The sequence below is a fragment of the Crystallibacter permensis genome (assembly GCF_025960875.1).
In the GTDB taxonomy this organism is placed as follows: domain Bacteria; phylum Actinomycetota; class Actinomycetes; order Actinomycetales; family Micrococcaceae; genus Crystallibacter; species Crystallibacter permensis.
Window position 1 is genome coordinate 185,323 of sequence record NZ_JAODLR010000006.1, and the last position, 20,661, is coordinate 205,983.

At 64.0% G+C, this 20,661-nt stretch carries 16 protein-coding genes and 1 tRNA gene; 9 read left to right on the top strand and 8 right to left on the bottom strand.

Features of this window, described 5'->3' with window-relative positions; translation table 11 throughout:
- Positions 1-2 precede the first annotated feature (2 nt).
- Complete coding sequence (gene mnmA / locus B0G38_RS09635) at positions 3-1,139, bottom strand: tRNA 2-thiouridine(34) synthase MnmA (protein ID WP_264669236.1); 1,137 nt, start codon at positions 1,137-1,139, stop codon at positions 3-5.
- A gap of 75 nt (positions 1,140-1,214) precedes the next feature.
- A complete protein-coding gene (locus B0G38_RS09640) occupies positions 1,215-2,441 on the bottom strand; it encodes a cysteine desulfurase family protein (RefSeq protein WP_264669237.1) in 1,227 nt (408 codons plus the stop codon).
- Between the two features lie 148 nt (positions 2,442-2,589).
- Between B0G38_RS09640 and B0G38_RS09645 the strand changes: the two genes are divergently transcribed.
- From B0G38_RS09645 to B0G38_RS09670, 6 genes are all read left to right on the top strand, one after another.
- Positions 2,590-3,813, top strand: coding sequence for an NAD(P)/FAD-dependent oxidoreductase (locus B0G38_RS09645; protein WP_264669238.1), 1,224 nt, complete (start codon positions 2,590-2,592; stop codon positions 3,811-3,813).
- On the top strand, positions 3,810-4,742 hold the full coding sequence (gene folP, locus B0G38_RS09650) for a dihydropteroate synthase (RefSeq protein WP_264669239.1): 933 nt from the start codon (positions 3,810-3,812) through the stop codon (positions 4,740-4,742). The genes B0G38_RS09645 and folP overlap by 4 nt, the downstream gene beginning before the upstream one ends.
- 16 nt (positions 4,743-4,758) lie before the next feature.
- On the top strand, positions 4,759-5,559 hold the full coding sequence (locus tag B0G38_RS09655; RefSeq protein WP_264669240.1) for a pyrimidine reductase family protein: 801 nt from the start codon (positions 4,759-4,761) through the stop codon (positions 5,557-5,559).
- 139 nt (positions 5,560-5,698) lie between these two features.
- On the top strand, positions 5,699-6,637 hold the full coding sequence (locus B0G38_RS09660; RefSeq protein WP_264669241.1) for a J domain-containing protein: 939 nt from the start codon (positions 5,699-5,701) through the stop codon (positions 6,635-6,637).
- A 34-nt stretch (positions 6,638-6,671) separates the two neighbouring features.
- Positions 6,672-7,139, top strand: coding sequence for a tRNA (cytidine(34)-2'-O)-methyltransferase (locus B0G38_RS09665; RefSeq protein ID WP_264669242.1), 468 nt, complete (start codon positions 6,672-6,674; stop codon positions 7,137-7,139).
- Positions 7,140-7,199: 60 nt separating this feature from the next.
- Positions 7,200-7,811, top strand: a complete 612-nt coding sequence (locus B0G38_RS09670; protein WP_169994006.1) for an anti-sigma factor — start codon at positions 7,200-7,202, stop codon at positions 7,809-7,811.
- Positions 7,812-7,864: 53 nt separating this feature from the next.
- Here the strand turns inward: B0G38_RS09670 and B0G38_RS09675 are convergent, their stop codons facing one another.
- Together B0G38_RS09675 and B0G38_RS09680 are read right to left on the bottom strand one after the other, a co-directional pair.
- The gene (locus tag B0G38_RS09675; protein ID WP_264669243.1) at positions 7,865-8,632 is read right to left on the bottom strand and encodes a PIG-L deacetylase family protein; all 768 of its coding nucleotides are present in this window, start codon (positions 8,630-8,632) and stop codon (positions 7,865-7,867) included.
- 206 nt (positions 8,633-8,838) lie between these two features.
- Positions 8,839-10,548, bottom strand: a complete 1,710-nt coding sequence (locus tag B0G38_RS09680) for a S1C family serine protease (RefSeq protein WP_264669244.1) — start codon at positions 10,546-10,548, stop codon at positions 8,839-8,841.
- 304 nt (positions 10,549-10,852) lie between these two features.
- On the opposite strand from B0G38_RS09680, the gene B0G38_RS09685 reads away from it, so the two are divergent.
- Positions 10,853-12,904 (top strand): TPM domain-containing protein, encoded by a 2,052-nt coding sequence (locus B0G38_RS09685; RefSeq protein WP_264669245.1) that lies wholly within the window; start codon positions 10,853-10,855, stop codon positions 12,902-12,904.
- Between the two features lie 68 nt (positions 12,905-12,972).
- Positions 12,973-13,713: a PspA/IM30 family protein gene (locus B0G38_RS09690; RefSeq protein WP_169993996.1), complete on the top strand. Its 741-nt coding sequence runs from the start codon at positions 12,973-12,975 to the stop codon at positions 13,711-13,713.
- A gap of 160 nt (positions 13,714-13,873) precedes the next feature.
- Here B0G38_RS09690 and B0G38_RS09695 read toward each other — a convergent pair.
- From B0G38_RS09695 to B0G38_RS09705, 3 genes are all read right to left on the bottom strand, one after another.
- Positions 13,874-13,947 (bottom strand) — tRNA-Met (locus tag B0G38_RS09695).
- 50 nt (positions 13,948-13,997) lie between these two features.
- Positions 13,998-17,009 carry a UPF0182 family membrane protein gene (locus B0G38_RS09700; RefSeq protein WP_413542051.1) on the bottom strand — a complete coding sequence of 1,004 codons (3,012 nt, stop codon included), beginning with the start codon at positions 17,007-17,009 and terminating at the stop codon, positions 13,998-14,000.
- A gap of 186 nt (positions 17,010-17,195) precedes the next feature.
- Entirely contained in the window at positions 17,196-18,293 is a 1,098-nt protein-coding gene (locus B0G38_RS09705; RefSeq protein WP_264669246.1) for a YlbL family protein, read from the bottom strand.
- 316 nt (positions 18,294-18,609) lie between these two features.
- Here B0G38_RS09705 and B0G38_RS09710 point away from each other — a divergent pair, with 316 nt between their 5' ends.
- Complete coding sequence (locus B0G38_RS09710; RefSeq protein ID WP_264669247.1) at positions 18,610-20,016, top strand: zinc-dependent metalloprotease; 1,407 nt, start codon at positions 18,610-18,612, stop codon at positions 20,014-20,016.
- Here B0G38_RS09710 and B0G38_RS09715 read toward each other — a convergent pair.
- Positions 20,013-20,639 carry a M48 family metallopeptidase gene (locus B0G38_RS09715; RefSeq protein ID WP_264669248.1) on the bottom strand — a complete coding sequence of 209 codons (627 nt, stop codon included), beginning with the start codon at positions 20,637-20,639 and terminating at the stop codon, positions 20,013-20,015. The genes B0G38_RS09710 and B0G38_RS09715 overlap by 4 nt on opposite strands.
- Positions 20,640-20,661 lie beyond the last annotated feature (22 nt).

Sequence of the window (20,661 nt, forward strand, 5' to 3'; positions counted from 1 at the left end):
GCTCAGGAAACCTGTGCCGGATCCCAGCTGAGTGAACGTGCCGAATCGATGGTGGCCTGTCCCAGCACGCGGGTGCCCTGGTACAGCACCATGGTCTGCCCCGGCGCCACGCCGCGCATCGGCTCCACCAGTGTGACCACCAGTTCGGGCCGGCCGTCGTCGGCGGGCTGCACCTGTGCGCGGGCCGCAACCGGATCGCCATGGGCGCGGACCTGGACCATGCAGTCGAAATCGGTCCGGGACGCGACCTCGGCGATGGGCACGCCGGCCCAGGAAACCTTGATGCCGCGCATCTGGTCCACAGCCAGCAGCGCCTCCGGGCCAACCACAACCTTGTTTTCCTTGGGCCGGATCTCCAGCACAAAGCGGGGCTTGCCGTCCGCTGCCGGGCGGCCCAGCTTCAGGCCGCGGCGCTGGCCCACGGTGAAGGCGTTGGCGCCGTCGTGCTCCCCGACCACTTCGCCGGTCTGGTCCACGATCTGCCCGGTTTCCATCTCGATCTTCTCGGCCAGCCAGCCGCGGGTATCGCCGTCGGAAATAAAGCAGATGTCGTGGCTGTCCGGCTTGTTGGCCACGGAGAGCCCGCGCCGCTCGGCCTCTGCCCGGACCTCGGCCTTGGACGGGGTCTCGGCCAGCGGGAACATGGAATGCTTGAGCTGCTCGTGGGTGAGTACGCCGAGCACGTAGGACTGGTCCTTGGCCCAGTCGGCGGCACGGTGCAGCTCCCGGTTGCCGTCCGCGTCCTCGATCACCTTGGCGTAGTGGCCCGTGCATACGGCGTCGAATCCCAGCGCGAGCGCCTTCTCCAGCAGCGCGGCAAACTTGATCCGCTCGTTGCAGCGCATGCAGGGGTTCGGGGTGCGCCCGGCGGCATACTCGGCGATGAAGTCATCCACCACGTCTTCCTTGAACCGCTCCGAGAAGTCCCAGACGTAGTACGGAATACCCAGGATGTCGCAGGCCCGCCAGGCGTCGCGGGAGTCCTCGATGGTGCAGCAGCCGCGGCTGCCGGTGCGCAGCGTGCCCGGCATGCGGGACAGCGCCAGGTGGACGCCGACCACATCGTGTCCGGCCTCCACCGCGCGCGCTGCTGCCACGGCGGAGTCGACTCCGCCGCTCATCGCTGCCAATACCTTCATGAAAAATCCTTATGTGTTGTGTTCAATTTCAGTTGCCCAGGCCCCGGCGGGTTCGAAGGCGCCCCGGCGGCGTTGCTATTGCCAGCGCTCGGTGCCGGCCGTGACAATGCTTGACATGTGCCCGGCCATGCCGGCTTTCCTGGCCCGTGCGTAGGCGTCCGGCAGCACCTTCAACAATGCATCAACGTCTTCGGCGGTCGATGTATGCCCGAGGCTGAACCGCTGTGCGCCGCGCGCTTCGTCTTCGCCGAGCCCCATGGCCAGCAGCACGTGCGAGGGCCGGGGCACGCCGGCGGTGCAGGCGGAGCCGGTCGAGGACTCAACCCCGGCCAGGTCCAGCAGGAACAGCAGGGAGTCGCCTTCGCAGCCGGGGAAGGTGAAATGCGCATTGCCCGGCAGCCGTTTTCCCGCCAGCTGAGGATCCGGCGTGCCGCGCAGCACCGCCTCGGGAACCGCACTTACGACGCCGGCAATCAGCTGCTCGCGCAGCCTCGCCAAACGTTCGCTTTCCTCGGCGAGATTCCCGACGGCGGCCTCCGCCGCCGCGGAAAAGGCAGCGATGGCGGGGGTGTCCAAGGTGCCGGAGCGGATGTCCCGTTCCTGCCCGCCGCCGTGCTGGACCGGCGTCAGCTTGACGCTGCGCCCGACCAGCAGTGCGCCAACACCCACCGGTCCGCCGATCTTGTGTCCACTGATGGCCATCGTGTCCAGCCCGGACTCTTTGAACGACACCGGCAGGGAGCCAAACGCCTGGACGGCGTCGGAATGGACCGGGACCCCGTGGGCGTGTGCCGCCGCGACAATCCCGGCGATGGGCTGGACCGAGCCCACCTCGTTGTTGGCCCACATGACCGCAACCAGCGCCACGGAGGAGGCATCGGCGTCGAGCTCAGCCTGCAGGGCCGGAAGCGAAACGACACCGAATTCGTCGACGGGCAGCCAGACGATTTCCGCGCCCTCATGCGCGGCCAGCCATTCAACGGTGTCCAGCACGGCGGGGTGCTCCACCGGAGAGCAAATGATCTTCCGGCGGCTGGGATCAGCGTCGTGCCGGGCCCAGTAGAGCCCCTTGACGGCGAGGTTGTCCGCTTCGGTGCCGCCGGAGGTGAAGATGATCTCGCTCGGGTGCGCGCCGGCGGCCGCGGCCAGGGATTCGCGCGCATCTTCGACCACCCTGCGGGCACGGCGGCCGGAGCCGTGCAGCGAGGAAGGATTGCCGCTGCGGCTGAGTTCAGTGGTGAGTGCGGCCAGGGCCTGCGCCGAAATGGGCGTGGTCGCCGCGTGGTCTAGGTACACGGGCACACCAGAATTCTACCGGTCGCACGAAGAGTTCACGAAAATCACCTCCATTGACTTCCATCAACGCCCTTTCTAAAGTCATAAATACCCGTTTTAGAGCAATTGCAATCCGGAACCAGCACCGCACACCACGCAGTCAAGGAGCGCCATCATGGGGACCACATCAATCGTTATTGCGGGTGCGGGCCTGGCCGGCGCCACCGCCGCCGAGACCCTGCGCAGTGAAGGCTTCACCGGCGATATCATCCTGGTCGGCGCCGAACCCCACGAACCGTACATCCGCCCGCCGCTGTCCAAGGCCTATCTGGCCGGGAGCGAGGACGCGTCCGCTGCCCTGGTCAAGGACCCCGGCTGGTATGCGGAGAACAAGGTTGATCTGCGGCAGCAGACATCAGTGGAGTCCCTCGATCCGGCGGGCCACTCCGTGACCCTGGCAGACGGCACGAAACTCGGTTACGGACAGTTGCTGCTGGCTACCGGCGCTTCATCCCGCCGGCTGGACATCCCCGGCGCGGACCTGGACGGCATCCATTACCTGCGCTCCCTCGAAGAGAGCAGCGCGCTGCACTCCGCGCTGGCCGGAGGCGGCAAGAAACTCGTGGTCATCGGACTCGGCTGGATCGGCATGGAGGTCGGCGCCACGGCCCGGCAGCTGGGCAATGACGTAACGCTCGTCGGCCCCGAGGACGTGCCGCTGGGCCATGCACTGGGCACTCTCATCGGCAACCAGTTCGCGGACCGGCACCGGCGGGAAGGCGTTATTATCCGTACCGGCATGACGCCGCTGGAGTTCACCGGCGGGGAAGGCACGGTCGAGGAAGTGGTCCTCGAGGGCGGCGAACGCCTGCCCGCTGACCTGGTGCTCGTTGCCATCGGCGCCGTCCCGAACACCGCCCTGGCCAAGGCGGCCGGGCTGGCCGTGACCAACGGTATCGATACGGACCAGAGCCTGCGCACTTCCGCAGCGGACGTGTTCGCTGCCGGGGATGTCGCCAACGCCTACCATCCGGCTCTTGGCCGCCCGTTGCGCAGCGAACACTGGGCCAACGCGATCGCCCAGGGCAAAACGGCGGCGCGGGTGATGCTGGGCCAGGATGCGGTCAACGATGACATTCCCTACTTCTACACGGACCAGTTCGATATCGGCATGGAGTATTCCGGCTACTTCCCATGGGCCACGGCCGAACCGGTCATCCGCGGGGACCTGGACGCCATGGAGTTCATAGCGTTCTGGTTGCGGGAAGGGCGCGTGGTGGCTGGTATGAATGTAAATGTCTGGGATGTGCAGGACGACATCCAGGAACTGATCCGCTCCGGCCGCCCCGTTGAAGCGGTGGACCTATCCAACACTGCAAAGGAGTTGAAGAGCCTGTGACGGAAACTGCGCTACCCGGCATCTACCTGCCGACCCTCGACCATCCGGTCCACACCTTCGGCGACCGGAAGATCGATTTCGACAACCAGGTAGCGCTGATGGCCATCATCAACCGCACGCCCGATTCCTTTTTCGACGGCGGGCGGACGTTTGCGCTGGAAGCGGCGGTGGACGCGTGCCTGCAGGCAGTCAACGACGGCGCCGACTGGGTTGACATCGGCGGTGTTCCGTTTTCACCGGGGCCGGCTTTGAGCGCCGTCGAAGAGGCAGAACGGATCGTGCCGGTCATCGAGGCCGTCCGCGCGCGGTCCAACGTCATCATTTCGGCCGACACTTTCCTGCCCGAGGTCGCAGAAGCCAGCATCAAGGCCGGCGCCAACGTCATCAATGACACCACCGGGCTGCAGAACAAAGACCTCGCCGCCGTCGTGGCCGCGAGCGGCGCCCACCTGGTCATCACGCATTCGCTGGCGGCGCCGCGGACCGTCTATCCGCGTCCCCGATACAACGACGTCGTCGTCGAAATTGCGGACTTCCTGCGGCGCAAAGTGGATTTGGCCGTGGAGCTGGGCATCGCGCCCGAGAAGATCGTCATCGACCCGGGCCATGACCTGAACAAGAACACCCTGCACTCGCTGGAAATCACCCGCCGTTTCCAGGAAATAGCCGCTCTCGGTTTCCCTGCGCTGGCCGCCGTTTCGAACAAGGACTTCATCGGCGAGACGCTGGACCAGCCCAAGAAGGACCGCCTGTCCGGATCCCTTGCTGCCGCAGTCATGTGCATTATGAACGGGGCCAGAATCGTCCGGATGCATAATACCGCCGAAGCCAACTCGGCCGTGCGCTTTACCGAAGCCGCGCTCGGCTGGCGCGAACCGGTATATCTGAAACACAACATGGGCGAGTTCAACGAACCGGCGCAGCCGTGACGGAAGGGAAGAATCTATGACTGAAGGCTCAGTCACCCGGACTGCCGCACCGCTTGCCGCGATTAACCGGATCTTCCCGGAGGCCGCCGCTGGCGCCACCGACGAGCAATTGCTGCAGTGGTACGGCGAACTGCCGCACAACGGACCTTGGGTGCGCTTCAATTTTGTCTCCAGCCTCGACGGTGCCGCCACCTACGAGGGCAGGTCCGGTGCGCTGGGCAACGAGGTGGACCAGCACGTTTTCTCGCTCCTGCGCAGGCTTGCCGACGTCATCGTCATCGGAGCCGGCACCATCCGCGCCGAGGGATACGGCGGAGAACTGCTCTCGGCCGAGAGCCGGCAGTGGCGGATAGAACACGGCATGCCGGCCCGCCCTGCGTTCGCCGTCGTTTCCGGTTCGCTGAATCTGGACCCGGAGAGCGAACTGTTTGTCCAGGCACCGGTCCGTCCGCTGCTGCTCACCACGGCCAGAGCTGATGCCGGCCGCCGGCGGGCGCTGGAGGAGGTTGCGGATGTCGTCGACGCCGGGGACCAGCGGGTGGAACCGGTCAGAATCGTCGAGATCCTGACCTCCAGGGGACTGACCCAGATCCACAGCGAGGGCGGGCCCACTCTTCTGGGCTCCTTTGAAGCCGCCGGACTGGTCGACGAACTGTGCCTGACCATGAGCCCCATCCTGGCCGGCGGGACCGGCAAACGGGTGGCGGACCATGTGGCAGAACATGCACCGCAGGCCATGAGGCTTGCCCATATCCTCGAGTCGGACTCGATGCTGCTGCTGCGCTACCTCTCCGTTGCTCCGGCTTCCCAGCGGTGAGGCGCTGCCGGAGAAGCCAACGGCACCCGGAACCCGGTCCGCCTCCGGTTCGTTGAAATCCCGACAGAGCAACAGGAGCCGGCAGCGCTAGACTTGCGTTCGGACAGCGCGATTTCGACGGACTACAGGAAGGCGGCAGGTGACTCCCCCATCCCACTATGAGACTTTGGGGCTGCCTGCCAATGCCACCGCACAGCAGATCAAAGCGGCATACCGCCGGGCCGCGCGTGCCACCCACCCGGACCACGGCGGCGACCCGACAGCGTTCCGGCAGGTGACGCTCGCCTATGAAGTGCTCAGCAATCCCCAGGCCCGAGCGCGGTACGACAGGTCCTATGGGACGGCGCCGGTTCCCAATGCACCCGCGGACAGCGCCGAGGCCTTTGCCGCCGGCTCCAATTTCACCACCGCTCCTCATCGCCGTCCCGGCGAACGGCGCGCGGCCGCTGCAGACGCCGCCGTCTATGTTCCGCCTTATGACTCGGCCGAGGCGTCAAGCCTGGTGCCGCTGTCGCTGGCGGGCCAGCAGATCCACGGGGCGCCCCGGAAACGCGGCGTCTTCGGCGCGGCATCACGGCTGCAGCGGGAAGCCCGGACGGTCCGGCTGCTGTCCCAGCAGATCCTGCCCGAGATGCCCTCTGCCCGCCTGGTCAACGGCCTCCACTCCCCCGCCGACCGCGGTTTCATCGACCATGCCCTGCTTGCCGGCTACCGGCTGGCCCTGATTGATTCCATGCTGCTGCCCAAAGGGATCTTCCGGTGGGATGGCTACACCCTGCGCAAGGACGGCCGCGTTGTCGAACCGCCCCAGCTGGCGCCCGCGGTCCGGCGCATGCAGGATCTCTTTCCGGAACTGAATGTGCAGGGCTGGACAGTCATCCATTCGCCGGACGGGAACCTGCACGAGCCTGTGGTCGACTATGCGCGGGGCTATGATCCCCACTCGCATGCTCCGGTCCATGTGGTGAACGCAGCACGGCTGATCCGCGAGCTGAAAAAGTTCCTGGGCAGCGGACCCGCTCCCAATACCGTGCATGTCCCCTCGCTGGGACGCCTGCTCTCCGGCATGCACAAATAACCCTTCGCGCCGCGGCGTGCATAGGATGGAGAGCGTGTTCCGCATTCTCTTCTACACCCCTGAAATCCCGGGCAACACGGGAAACGCCATCCGTCTGGCCGCAATAACCGGCGCCGAACTGCATCTGGTGGAACCGCTCGGCTTCTCCTTCGACGACGCCAAGCTCCGCCGCGCCGGACTGGATTACCACGATCTGGCGGTGGTCCACGTACACAAGTCGCTGCAGGCCGCCTGGGACGATCTGCAGCCCCAGCGTGTCTACGCTTTTACGTCCGACGGCGAACAGGCCTACACGGACATCGCGTACGCTCCCGGCGACGTGCTGCTTTTCGGCCCCGAATCGGTGGGGCTGCCCGAGGACGTCAAGCACGATCCCCACGTCACTGCCCGCCTGCGACTGCCCATGCGGCCGACGCTGCGCTCGTTGAATCTCGCCAACTCGGCGTCCATCGCCATTTATGAGGCCTGGCGGCAGCATGGTTTCGCCGGCGCACAGCTCTAAGACGTCATCCCCATTCACCCCGCCGCCCTTCTGCAGGCCGCGGCACTATGCTAAGGAATTATGGAAACGCCACTGCCCCGAGACGACAAGGCCTCTTCATCTACTCCGGATTACGAGCCTGACTACGAACCCGAGCAGAACGCCCCGGATACCGGCGCTTCCGAGGACCCGTCGGTGCTGCACGCAGACCAGCTGACGGCGGAAGACGATATTCCGGCGCGCAGGCCGATGCCGGCCGCGACCAAGTGGATCCTCGTAGCCGTCGCCGTCGTTGTTTTGATTATCGGGGCTATCGCCGCCGTACAGACTCTGGGCCGCTCGGCCGAGCAGGATGTCCTCGATGCGTCGGATGTAGTTACCGCCACCGTGGAAGGCGACGACGGCGCCAGTGCCGACGTCGCAGTGTCCACCGACAGGAACGCCGCCGTCCTGACGTTCCGGAGCCTGTCTGCTGCCGGCGACGGCCAGATTTACCAGCTCTGGAAAATCCCCGCGAACGGTTCCGCACCGCAGTCTGTGGGGGCGCTCAGCAGCGAAAACGTCTCCGGCGAGGAACCCGTCATCATCGAAAATGTGATCGGTTTCAGTGAGATTGCCTTGACCCTCGAGGCCCGCGGCGGCGCGCAGTCGCCAACGCCGCCGTTCACCCTGTCCGCCCCGCTGGACCAGTAGCTCCACGAGGGGCCCTTCGCCGCGCCTTGCCCGGCAAAGGGTCCCTCGGAATCCTAGAAACCGGCAATGGTGGCCGGGGTATTGATGCCGACAACGTGGAACGCCTCGGCACTGCGGCCTTCCTCCAGGCCGCCGCGGCGCGCGTTGGTGCGCAGCATCGAACGGACCCTGGCATCCATCCGTTCTACGTCCGGGTGCTGGCTCGCATGGATCCGGATGGCTTGCACTTTGGTATCGACAAACTCGGTGATGTCGACGAAATGGTTTTCCCGCTCGGCCGGTCCGCCGAAGAACCAGAGATACGGCACCTTGTAGGCAGGCAGGCCGGCTTCGGCAAGTTCCGGATAGGCAAACGGATTTTCTACCGCAGGATAGACCGCACGGGTAACTGCCTCACCGCAGGCGAGATGGTCCGGATGGCTCTTCTGGATCCGGTCCCAGGCCCGTTCCGGGTGCATGGCCAGCACAATGTCCGGACGGATTTTCCGCATGAGTTCCACCACCATGCCGACAACCTTGTAGCTCGGTTCCAGAAAACCGTCGCGCTGGTGAAGGAAATGCAGGTCCGACACGCCGCAGATCCGCGCTGCTTCGGCCTGTTCGGCCGCGCGCATCGCCACGATTTCCGGCCGGTGCGCCTCGTCGAATCCGCCGGCATCGCCGTCGGTCATGATGCAGTAGCTCACCTGCGTGCCGGCGGCGGTCCAGCGTGCAATGGTTCCGGCGGCGCCGAAATCCAGGTCGTCAGGATGGGCCGCGAAGACCAGGACCCGCTCAGGTGCGGTGACTGACCCCTCGGCTTCCGTGGACAAAGCTGGCATGTGTTTCCTCAACCCTTCCGCTTGCGGATTTCCGCGGCTGCCTGCGGTCGCGCAGTGCTCTGCCGGTACAACTTAGCTAACCATACCGGCGGCGTCCAGGGAGTCGTGCCACGGGCTGTGCAGGCCCGGAAGCGACGTAAAAAAGAACCGGCCGCGGAGCCCACTGGAGGTTCCGCGACCGGTCTGGTTCTTTACTTCAGGGAGATTCAGTTTTCCGGATTCTCGCCCACTGTTACGTCGATGCTCTGCTCCTCGCCGCCGCGCAGTACCTTCAGGGTAACGGTGTCACCCACGGGCTGCTCACGGATGGCCGCCGTCAGTGAGAGGCTATCCTCGATGACACGTTCCCCAACCCCCGTGATGACGTCTCCTTCGCGCATTCCGGCCTTGTCGGCAGGTGATCCCCCGCTGACGCCGGCGACCTCAGCCCCGACGGAGAACTGTGTGCCCCCGCGTGAAGCCTCCGCAGCCTTGGCCGTGACGGTGACGCCTAGATAACCGTGCGTTGCTTTGCCGTCGGCAATCAGATCCTGGGCGATCCGCTCTGCATAGCTGCTCGGGATGGCGAAACCGACACCGATGCTCCCGCTGTCCTGGCTGGCGGATGCGATGGCAACGTTTACGCCGATGACTTCCCCGTTGGTGTTGACGAGGGCGCCGCCCGAATTGCCATGGTTGATGGCGGCGTCAGTCTGGATGACATTGAGGTAGATGCTGCCCTTGCCTGAGGGCTGGTTGCCGGAATCTTCGGGGAACTGGAAGTTCCACTGGTCGCCGGGATTGGGTGTTTCCTCTTCCTCGGGCACTTCCGAAGAAGACACGCTGATGGTCCGGCTCAGCGTCGAGATGATGCCGTCCGTCACCGTCCCGCTCAGGCCGAGGGGAGCCCCGATGGCGATGGCGGTGTCCCCGACATTGAGCTCGCTTGAGTCGGCGAAGGAAGCAGGCGTCAGACCCTGCGCTTCAATCTTGATCACGGCCAGATCGGACAGCGGGTCCGTTCCCACGATGCTGGCCCGGTGGACTTTGCCGTCGCTGGTGCGGACCTCCACGTTCGCGTCCGCAGCCTGCCCGCCCAAAGTGACTACGTGCGTGTTGGTGAGGATGTGGCCTTCCTTATCGAGGATGATGCCCGAACCGGAACCGCCCGAATTTCCCGAGGCGACGGAAATCGTCACGACGCTCGGGGATGCCTTGGCCGCGGCAGCAGTGATTTCATTGACCGAGTCGGTGTTGTTGACGATCAACTGCTCCGCTGAACCGGAAACAACGGACGACGGCGGGACGTCACCCGCCAGCGACTGCGCTCCCACCGCGACTCCGCCGCCTGCCAGCCCGGCTAGGAGCATGCCGGCTACCAGCGTGCCGCTTCCGAACCGCTTCCCGGCGGCTCGCTTGGGTGTCTGGGTGCCCGTAGACGCAGCCGATGCGTAGTAAGGGGTGGAGCCGTGCTGCCCGTAGCCGGCCTTCGATGATGCGTCGGACTGGCCGTAGCTGCCGGAATGGCCGTACGCACTTTGCTGGCCGTAGGGATTGTGCCCGCCGTACTGCTGCTGCCCATAGGGGTTCTGCTGGCCGTAGGGGCTGGCATCGCTGTATCCCGTTGGCGGTGAAGCCGCGCCGTGCCGCGTCTGGCTGGCGGAGTCCTCGTCGGTGGTTTCGCCGAATGTCCCCGACTGGCTATGGTCCGAACCATCCGGCCGGTGCCAGCCCGTAAGCGGCTCGGTCGGCTGCGATGACTGAGGAAGCGACTGAGTACGCGGATTCTGCTCAGAACCTGCTGGCTCGCCCCTATCCGATTCGCCAGCTGGGGTGCGGTAATCAGCGTTGGCGTCCGCTGCAGTCGGTGGCTTCGCCGGCTGCGGCGGGACCTGGGGCCGGAAGGTGGCTTCCGGATCCTGGTTGTGCTCAGTCATAGTTTCCCTTTCCTTGGACTGTTACCACTATGCCTTCTCTATCTGGGACCCGGGCCGATATTCGCTGGAAGAAAACTGGGAATACGCCGAATGCCCGGTGCAGCATGGGTTCCGCTCCGGCTGGCATGCCGGAATGGGTCCGAACGAGACATTGCGCTTCCGGCGTACCCGCTCCCGACACAGTAGATTCGGGTGGACGCTCCCACTACCGCCCCATAGAATCAAAAACGGGGCGGATCAACGGTGCGCTCCGGTATCCGCCACGATATCAACCGGGCCTCCGGACGATACTGAAGGGTTCTACATGCGATCACTGCTCACTCGCTTGGGGGCCGCTGTTGGGCTCTCGGCGGTCTTCATGGCTCCGGCCGCGGCCAACGCCGAACCACCGGTGGAGATCCCGCCCGGCGAGTTTGTGATTGACAAGGCAGGCGTCCTTGGTGCCGAACAGGCCGAAGTGGAGGATGCCATCAGCAACCTGCGCCAAGAAGAAGGCCTGGGCTTGTACGTCATCTACGTCGACGAATTCGAGAATCCTTCCGATGCGAGCGCCTGGCTGCTGGAGACCGCAGAGCAAAAAGGGCTGGGAAGTTCGGACAGCATGCTCGTCGTTGCGGTGGAATCACGTGATGCCCACTTCCAGTCTGCGGAAGGAAGTCCTGTTGCAGCCAGTGACCAGCAGATCTTCCAATCGCTGAGCCCCGCGCTCGCCCAGAACGAATGGGCGGAAGCAGGCGTGCTGGCGGCAGAGGCCATCGCCGACGTGGCCTCCGGTGGCAGCGGAGACGTCGGTTCTTCCTCCGGCGGCGGTTCGCTGGCGCCGGTGCTCTTGATGGGCGGTGTCGTCGCAGCGGGCGGAGTCGCCACCTATTTGTATGTGAAATCCAAGCGGCGCAAGGGTTCCGGCCGCGGAGAACCACAGATTCAGCGTGGACCGGATGGCAAACCGATTGATCCGCATGACGCGATGAGCGTCGAGGATCTGCGCAAGAAGGCCGGCAGCCTGCTGATTGCCGCCGATGACGCCATCAGGTCCAGCGAGCAGGAAGTCGGCTTTGCCATGGCCCAGTATGGCGAGGCAGCTGTCAAGCCGTTCCACGAGGACATCACCGCGGCCAAAGCGCACATGATGGAGTCCTTCAAGCTCCAGCAGCAGCTCGATGACCACATTCCGGATACCGAGGAACAGCAGCGGGCGTGGCTTGGCGACATCATCCGTCGCTGCGAAGCGGTCAGCGCATCGCTCCAGGAACACAAGGAAGATTTCGACGCGCTGCGGGAACTGGAAAAGAACGCTCCCGGAGCCTTGGCCAGCGCCCGTAAAGGTGCCGAGGCGGCCCGTGAAAGGTTGGATGCGGGCCGTGCCGACCTTGACCGGCTCCGCGAACGGTACGCGGACTCCGCTCTTGAGCAGATCCGCGACAACATCGATCAGGCGCAGGAACGGCTTGATTTTGTGGACAATGCTGCAGCCACCGCGCAGGAGAAGCTCGACGCCGGAGACCGCAGCGCCGCGGTTGTCGCCGTCCGGGCGGCCGAAGAAAGCGTCTACCAAGCTAATGTCCTCCTCGATGCGATCGGCAAAACGTCCAAGGACCTGGACGCCGCGAGATCGGCCATGGAAAGCGCAATTTCGGATACGGCCCAGGATCTTGCCCATGCCCGTGCCCTCATCGCCAACGGACAACATCCGGAGCTTGCAGGGCCGGTCGCCGAAGTCGAAACGGCCTTGGAAGGCATCCAGCGCGACATCGCCGGCGGCCGGATCGATCCGATCAGCATCGTCCAGCGCCTCGACGCGGCGAATTCATTGGACCGCTCGCTGACCGGCATCCGCGATGCCCAGGAACGCGGCCGCAGGGCACGCGACTCGCTGCAGCACACCATCATGTCGGCACAGGCGCAGATCTCAGGAACCTCGGACTACATCCAGGCCCGCCGCGGCGGCGTCGGCAGTGAAGCCAGGACCCGGCTGGCTGAAGCCGAACGCAACCTTGCCTACGCTCTGCAGATCACCGAATCGGATCCCGAACAGGCCCTCAACTATGCCCAGCAGGCTAATGCCCTCGCGCAGCAGGCCAGCCAGATGGCACAGCAGGATGTAGACGGTTTTGGCGGCATGGGCGGTATGGGCGGCTTCGGCGGCGGCGGCATGTTCGGTGGCCGCGGTGGCGGCCTCGGTGGCGCCATCCTTGGCGGAATCCTGATCGACTCCATCCTGCACGGCGGCCACGGCGGCCACGGAGGCGGCTTCGGCGGCGGTGGCGGTGGTGGGGACATCTTCGGCGGCGGCGGCTTCGGCGGCTTCGGCGGTGGCGGTTTCGGCGACGGCGGAGGTGCCGGCGGCAACTTCTAACTGGATAAGAAACCGGGCAGCACAAGGGCTGTAGTCAAGAATCAGATAGCAGGACGAAAGGTATCACAGTGGTTAAGCAGTCAATCTTTGGCCGTATCGCACAGCTGGCAAAGGCCAACATCAACGCAGTTCTGGACCAGGCCGAAGACCCCCAGAAGATGCTGGACCAGATGGTCCGCGACTACTCGAACAACATTGCCGAAGCCGAGAGCGCCGTCGCCCAGACCATTGGCAACCTGCGCATGCTTCAGGACGATCACAACGAAGACATGGAAAACGCGCGCAGCTGGGGCAACAAGGCCTTGGCTGCCAGCCGCAAAGCCGACGAGTACCGCGCCGCGGGCAATCCCGCCGATGCGGAAAAGTTCGACAACCTCGCCAAGGTCGCCATCCAGCGCCAGATCTCTGCCGAGAATGAGGCCAAGGGTGTCGAGCCCACCATTGCCTCCCAGAATGAGGTTGTCGAAAAGCTCAAGACCGGACTCAACCAGATGAAGGGCAAGCTGACCGAGCTCCAAAACAAGCGCAATGAACTCGTGGCGCGCGCCCGTACGGCTGAGGCCCAGACCCAGGTGCATGACGCGCTCAAGAGCATCGACATCATGGATCCGACCAGCGAAGTGGGACGGTTCGAGGAAAAGGTCCGTCGGGAAGAAGCGCGGGTCCGCGGCGCTCAGGAACTGGCATCGTCGAGCCTGGATTCACAGTTTGAGAGCCTGGAGGATCTGGGCGAGCAAACCGAGATCGAAGCCCGCCTGGCCGCATTGAAGTCCGGCTCAAGCTCCGCCTCAATCGAATCCGGCCAGTAGCAGCATAGGACGGCCCTTAAGACGGCCGTCCTATGCGGGGCTGTGGTGAAGGATGTCGCCACAGCCCCGTAGGGGCTTCTTCCCGCTGTCTTCGGAACCACTCTTAAGTCTTAATCTAAAAGGTCCCGACCGGATGTCTCCGGTCGGGACCTTTTCTTTGTTGCGGGGAGAGGATTTGAACCTCTGACCTCTGGGTTATGAGCCCAGCGAGCTACCGAACTGCTCCACCCCGCGGCGCGGTCTTTACTCTACCGGCCGCGGGGTTGCTACGCAAATCGGCTGGGTCAGCCTTCGGGTGCCGGGGCCGGCGTTTCCGCCGGAGCCTCTTCGCCACCCTCGGCGGGAGCCTCACCCGACACAATGCCTTCAGCTTCGAGCGCATCCTGCAGTGCCCGGTTCAGCTTCTCCTGGGCTGCACCATAAGCCGCGAAGTCGCCTTCTGCCAGAGCCGCCTCGCCCTCGCGGATCGCGGCATTCGCCGCTTCGAGTGCCGCCCGCAGATTGGCCTCCCCGTTGCCGCCGCCACCTTCCGCCGGCGGGGCAGCCGGATCGTCCGGTGTCTCGCCGACGTTCCCGGCGTCGCCGGTCGTCGCACCGGAGTCGCCGCCGAAGACCTGGTCAAGGGCTTCGTCCAAGGTGGGAGCGAAGCCGACAACTTCGCCGAAGCTGACGAGTACGCGGCGGAGCGTCGGGTAAGCCGAGCTGCCCGAGGACTGGACGTACACAGGCTGGACGTACAGCATGCCGCCGCCGACAGGCAGGCTGAGCAGGTTGCCCTTGAGCACTTCGGTAGCACCCTGCTGCAACAGGTTCAGCTCAGTCGACACCGCGGTGTCCGAGTTGAACAGGTTCTGTGCCTGGCCTGGTGCGGGAACCGACAATGATCGTGGAATATCAAGCAGCCTCAGCGTGCCGTATTCCTCGCTCTTGACGCCGTCCTCGCCGGTTCCGGCATCACCCTCGGCAGCCAGGAAGCCGTAGAGCACGTTTCGCGCTTCCTCACCGGCAGGAACGAACGGAATGAACGGCGTGGTCAATGAGAACGCAGCGCTTTCCTGCTCGGGCATCTTCAGGGACAGGTAGAACGGAGGCTGCTTGACGTCGGAATTCGCGCCCAGCGTCGGATCGGTAGGCACTGCCCAGGCGTCGCTGTTGGTGTAGAACTTATCAACATCCGTCACATGGTAACGGGCCAGGAGTTCACGCTGGACCTTGAAGAGGTCCTCCGGGTAGCGCACGTGGTCCATCAGCCCGGCTGACATTTCGCTGAACGGCTTGAGCGTCGTCGGGAACACCTTCTGCCAGGCCTTGAGAATGGGATCCTGATCATCCCAGGCGTACAGGTCCACCGAACCGTCGTAGGCATCGACGGTGGCCTTGACAGCGTTGCGGATGTAATTGACCTCTTCGGGCGGCAGAGCCACGCTTTGTCCGCCTGCGGTCGAAGAATCTGCCGTTGCGGACTGGAGCTGCTGCGGAGTCGAGTACGGGAAGTGCTTACTGGTGGTGTAGCCGTCAACGATCCATTTGACCCGGCCATCAATGACGGCGGGATAAACATTTCCATCCACCGTCAGGTACGGTGCAACTTTCTCCACCCGTTCCCGCGGATCCCGGTCGTAAAGAATCTGTGATTCGGAATTCACCTGATCCGAGAGCATCAGGTCTGTGGACTGGAATTTCAGCGCGTAGACGAGACGGTTGAAGGCGTTGCCCACGCTGGGCCCGCCTTCGCCTTCGAAGGTGTTCCGGGACTCCGTCTCGGACTCCTCGCTCTGCGGACGGTCGATCTCGATCGGGCTGTCGCCTTCGGGTGCGCCAACGACGGAGTACTCGGGAGACTCCTCGCCGAAGTAGATCCGTGGTTCATAGTCCTCTTCATTACCCAGCACACCCGTGGTCGGGATGCCGGACTGGATAAAGGTCGGCTTGCCATCGGGCTCGACGCTGGAACCGGCGGCGGCGACGACGCCGTAGCCGTGGGTGTAGAGGACGTGCTCGTTGACCCAGCCTGCGGGCACGCCCGCGGTGTTCAACTCACGCACCGCAATGACGGTGTCCTGGATCTCGCCGTCGATCTCGTAGCGGTCCACGTTCAGGATTTCCGGGAACTGGTAGTACTGCCGGAACTGCTGCAACTGGCTAAAGGCATCCGAGACCAGATTGGGATCAAGGAGGCGGATGTTCGCCGTCGTTTCGGCATCCTGACGCAGGGCGCCAGCTTCGGCCTCAACGGTAGCGTTGTAGGTTGTGGTCTGGACCTCGTCGAGTCCATAGGCCTGACGCGTCAAGGCAATGTTGTGCTCGATGAACTCCGCTTCGCGGCTCAGTTCGGACGGCTCGACCTGGAAGCGCTGGATGACCCATGGGTAGACGCCGCCGGCCAGAATAGCAGTAATGATCAACATGGCGGTACCGATGATCGGCAGGCGCCAGCGGCCCGAGAACACGGCGACGATGAACAGGATGGCCACAATGATGGCGGCCACGGCCAGAATCGCCTTGGTCGGGATGACGGCATTGACATCCGTGTAGAGCGCGCCGGTCCATTTGCCGGAATCCGACTGCAGGGTGCTGTAGCGGTCCAGCCAGTAATTCACACCCTGCAGGAGCAGGAAGAGGCCGGCGAAGACGGCTACGTGGATACGGGCAGCGTTGGAAGCGAAAAAGCCCTTCTCCTCCAGCCGGATCCCGCCGTAGAGGTAATGGGTCAGGAGACCGGCGATGCCTGCGATCAGCACCACGCTGACCAGGAACCCCGTCAGGAATCCCAGGAAGGGCAGCGTATTGGTGTAGAAGCTGTAGTCCAGGTTGAACTGGGGATCAGTTTGCCCAAAGGAAACCTGGTTGAAGAACAGCAGCACGGTCTGCCAGGCGGAGGCCGCCGCTGTACCGGCGAAACCACCGAGCACAATCGGAATACCGATCATTAGCAGCTTGCGTACGGGCTCGAGCTGCTCCTGGTACCGGTTGAGGTTGTCCTGCAGAGCACTGTCCGGTGCATAGACCGGACGTGCCCGGTAGGCGAGGCGCAGGCTCAGGTACACCGCAGCAGCCATGATCAGGAATGCGATCAGGAAGACGGCGATTTTCGTGCCGTTTTCCTTCAGGAATACTTCCAGATAGCCAAGCTGGTTGTACCAAAGGATGTCCGCATAGATCTGCGAGAAGAAGACGAACCCGACCACCAGCACGGCCACCACAATGAGGGTGGGTATAAGCGGGGAGCGTTTCCGTGTTAATTGGGTGGGCGCGGTTGGCCGGTCATCACGGGGCCGGTCTTGTCCGAATGTCACTCTTTACCTCATTGTCAGCGTGCGTTGTGCTTGACGGCGGATCCATGCCTATGCATGAGGCCCCTCCATCTAAACCACGAATGAGCAGCCCAGGAGGTTCCGCTTTCCTTCCATTCTGCCTTGTGGGAACGCCACAACGAAGTCGGGAGCGACGCCCGCCGCCTTCTGACGCACGATTGTGACACGTCAGCCGCAGGCAGGAAGCGCTGAGCCGTCCTTGCCTTCGCCGAGCAGAGTCACGGCTTCTACGGCGTCTTCGAGAGTCGCCACCTTGACCACCTGCATCCCATCGGGCGCATTGCCGACGACATCGCCACAGTTGGCTTCCGGAGCAAGGAAAACGGTCGCGCCGCGTTGATGCGCGCCATACATCTTCTGTTCGATGCCGCCGATCGGACCGACGTTTCCGGACGAGTCGATGGTGCCGGTGCCGGCGACGTGCAGCCCCCCGGTCAGTTCCCCTGGCGTCAGTTTGTCAACGATGCCCAGTGCAAACATCATGCCAGCGCTGGGCCCGACGACGTTTTCAAGCTGAATTTTGACGTCGTAGGGGAACTCAAAATCGGTCTCAATCGTGACGCCGAGCTGATACGTGCCCTGGGCGTTTGCTTCCGGAGCGACCTGGACGGTCTCAGGCTCGCCGTCGCGGAGGACCTTGAGCTCCACGGGCTCGCCACCGCTGGCATTGAGCTCATCACGAAGAACATCGATGTCCGTGACCGCGGTGCCGTTGATGCTTTCGATGACGTCATCCCGTGCCAGTAGATCTGCCGCAGCTGCACCCTCGGCGAAACCGACAACGGACAGGTCTTCCTCGAAGTCGACACCCATGTGGCTCAAGGCTGCCGCAACGGACGTTTCCTGCGAAGAGTCCATGGCCGCCGCGTTTCGGTTCTGGATCTGCTCGCCGGAGACACCCGGAGGGTATACGAGTTCTTCCGGCGTGACGCTCTTGTGTGGATCCAGCCAGGCAGAGGCTACTTCGAACAAACGCACAGAGCCACTGGGGCCGCCACTCATGTACACGGTAGTCATATCCAGTGCGCCTGAAGTGGGATAGGTCTTTTGGCCGGGGATTTCGATCAGCGGGACGTCGTTCACTGCGCCGATCGTGTTGAAGGTAGGACCGGGAGACTCGACGATGTAGGGCGATGGCAGAGCCAACGCAAGCAGGCCAAGGACGACGGCGACGACGCCAGCGCCAATCATGACCGGATGCCGTCGGTTGTTTTGCTTGCGCGGCGTCGGCGGTGCTAGCTCCCCGAGGTCGGTCGGCTCAGTCAACTGTGGTTTCCTTCTCTCATCGTCTCCCGCGGCATACTCCAGGCACGGCAGGAAAGGCACCGGTCAAACCGGAGCCCTGCACCAGCCTACGCGCTTTGCCTGAGAGAACGCCCGCAACCGGAGCCATCCACCTGGACGCTTCATGGCGCAACGAGGCCGCGCATCTCATTTGCCTAGAGCGAACCGGGCTCAACAAGCACGACATGGCGTGAAAACTAGCGGTAACGTGTAGTCAGAAGCAACAATCCGGCGACGGCCCAGGCCCTGTTCCAGGCCCGCATGCCCCAGCACACCCTCACAAGGACCGGTGGTATAGATGACCTCCAACCCATCCAACAACGGCGACGATCCGAAGGATCCGCTGTCCGAAATGTTTGCCAAACTTTTCGGCGCTGAGGGAGCCGGCATGGATCCCGCAGAAATAGCCAAGGCGGCAGGCCTGCCGTCCGATCCCAACGTCCTGGCGCAGATGATGCAGCAGGTCCAGGCCATGATGAGCGCCGAAAATGAAGGCCCGGTCAACTGGAAGCTGGCCCGCGAGAGCGCCCGTAAGGTTGCTGCCTCGGACAGCGACCCCTCGGTTACTCCCGCCCAGTCCCGCGAGGTGGACGAAGCGTTGCGCCTGGCCGAGATGTGGCTGGATCCGGTCACCGATTTCGCCGGCACGGGACTCATGGGCACGGCATGGTCACGGGCCGAATGGGTCGAGGCGACGTTGCCGACCTGGAAGCGGTTGACCGAACCGGTGGCCAACAGCATTGCTTTCGCCCTCACGAGCGCGCTCTCCGAACAGGTGCCGGAGGACATGAAGGCGATGATGGGCGGGGCCCATTCGATGCTGCAGAACATGGGCGGCGCCCTGTTCGGCATGCAGCTGGGACAGGCCGTCGGAGCTTTGTCCAAGGAAGTTGTCGGCTCCACGGATATCGGCATCCCCCTGGCAGAAGGCAAAATGGCGCTGTTGCCCGCCAACGTCAGGGCTTTCGGCGAGGGCCTGGATATTCCCGAGTCGGAGATCCGGCTCTTCCTCGCGGTCCGGGAGGCGGCCCACGCCCGCTTGTTCATCCATGTTCCCTGGCTGGCTGGACACCTTCTGGGTGCTATCGAAGGCTATGCCCGAGGCATCCATATCGATATGTCCCGTATTGAAGAAGTAGCACGGGAAATCGATCCCACCAATCCCGAATCCATGCAGAACGCTCTCTCCCAGGGCGTGTTCATGCCGCAAAGGACACCGGAGCAAGACGCCGCCTTGGTGAAGCTGGAGACGACTTTGGCGCTGGTCGAAGGCTGGGTCGATGAACTGACAGCCGCGGCTACGGTGAATCTGCCCTCCGCAGGTGCATTACGGGAAACCGTGCGCCGGCGCCGTGCAACGGGCGGACCGGCCGAGCATGCCTTTTCCGCCTTGGTCGGATTGGAACTGCGTCCCCGCCGCCTACGGGACGCGGCTGCTCTCTGGGCTGCTCTGGCCGAGGAACGCGGCATCGAAGGCCGGGATTCCATCTGGCACCACCCGGACTTGCTGCCGACGTCTGACGATCTGGACGACCCGGCAGGTTTCAGTTCCCGGCGCCAGCTGCTGGAAGCCTCGGATACCGAGGTCGACGAGGCCCTGCAAAAGCTGCTGGCGGGCGGGTTTGATGAGCCTTCCGACGATGCTGATACGGATACCGGCGAGGATGAGAACGGCGACTCCACGGATGGGCGTCAGGACTCCTAGTCCTCCACATCGTCGCCTAGTGGATCCCCGCCGCTATCGCTGAGGCCCCGGCCCATCGCAAATGCTGCCCCGTCCAGAAATGCCTTGGCCCGGGCAAGGTCAGGATATGGCTCCAGCATGTTCCAGAAATCCGGCCCGTGTCCGGGAACCACCAGGTGGGCGAGTTCGTGCAGGATCACGTAATCGATGACCCATTGCGGCATGCCCTCAATCTTGTCGGAAATCCTGATAGTGCCGCGGGCCGGAGTGCAGGATCCCCAGCGCCCGTTCTGGTTGGACACCCAGCGGATGCTCTCCGGGCAGGGATTCCCGGAAATGTATCTGCCGGACAGCATGGTGGCGCGGTGCATAAGTGCTTCGTCGCTGCGGGCCTTCCGCTTTCCGACGTCGGCGTCCGATTTCGCCTCGAGCCGGGCGACCATCCTGGCCACCCACTCACGTTCCTGGGCCGCTGTGAAATGACCGGGAATGGAGATGATCATTTCGCCGTCGCGCCAGCCCGCAGATACCGTACGCCGTCGCCGGTTGGAGCGCTTGACCACTACCGGTTTACCGTCCTTAGTGGTCAGCGCGGCCGGGCCGTCTCCTGCCCGTAAAGCTGTACTCTTCTGTCCGTCCCGCATGGCAACGACGTTACCGTGAATG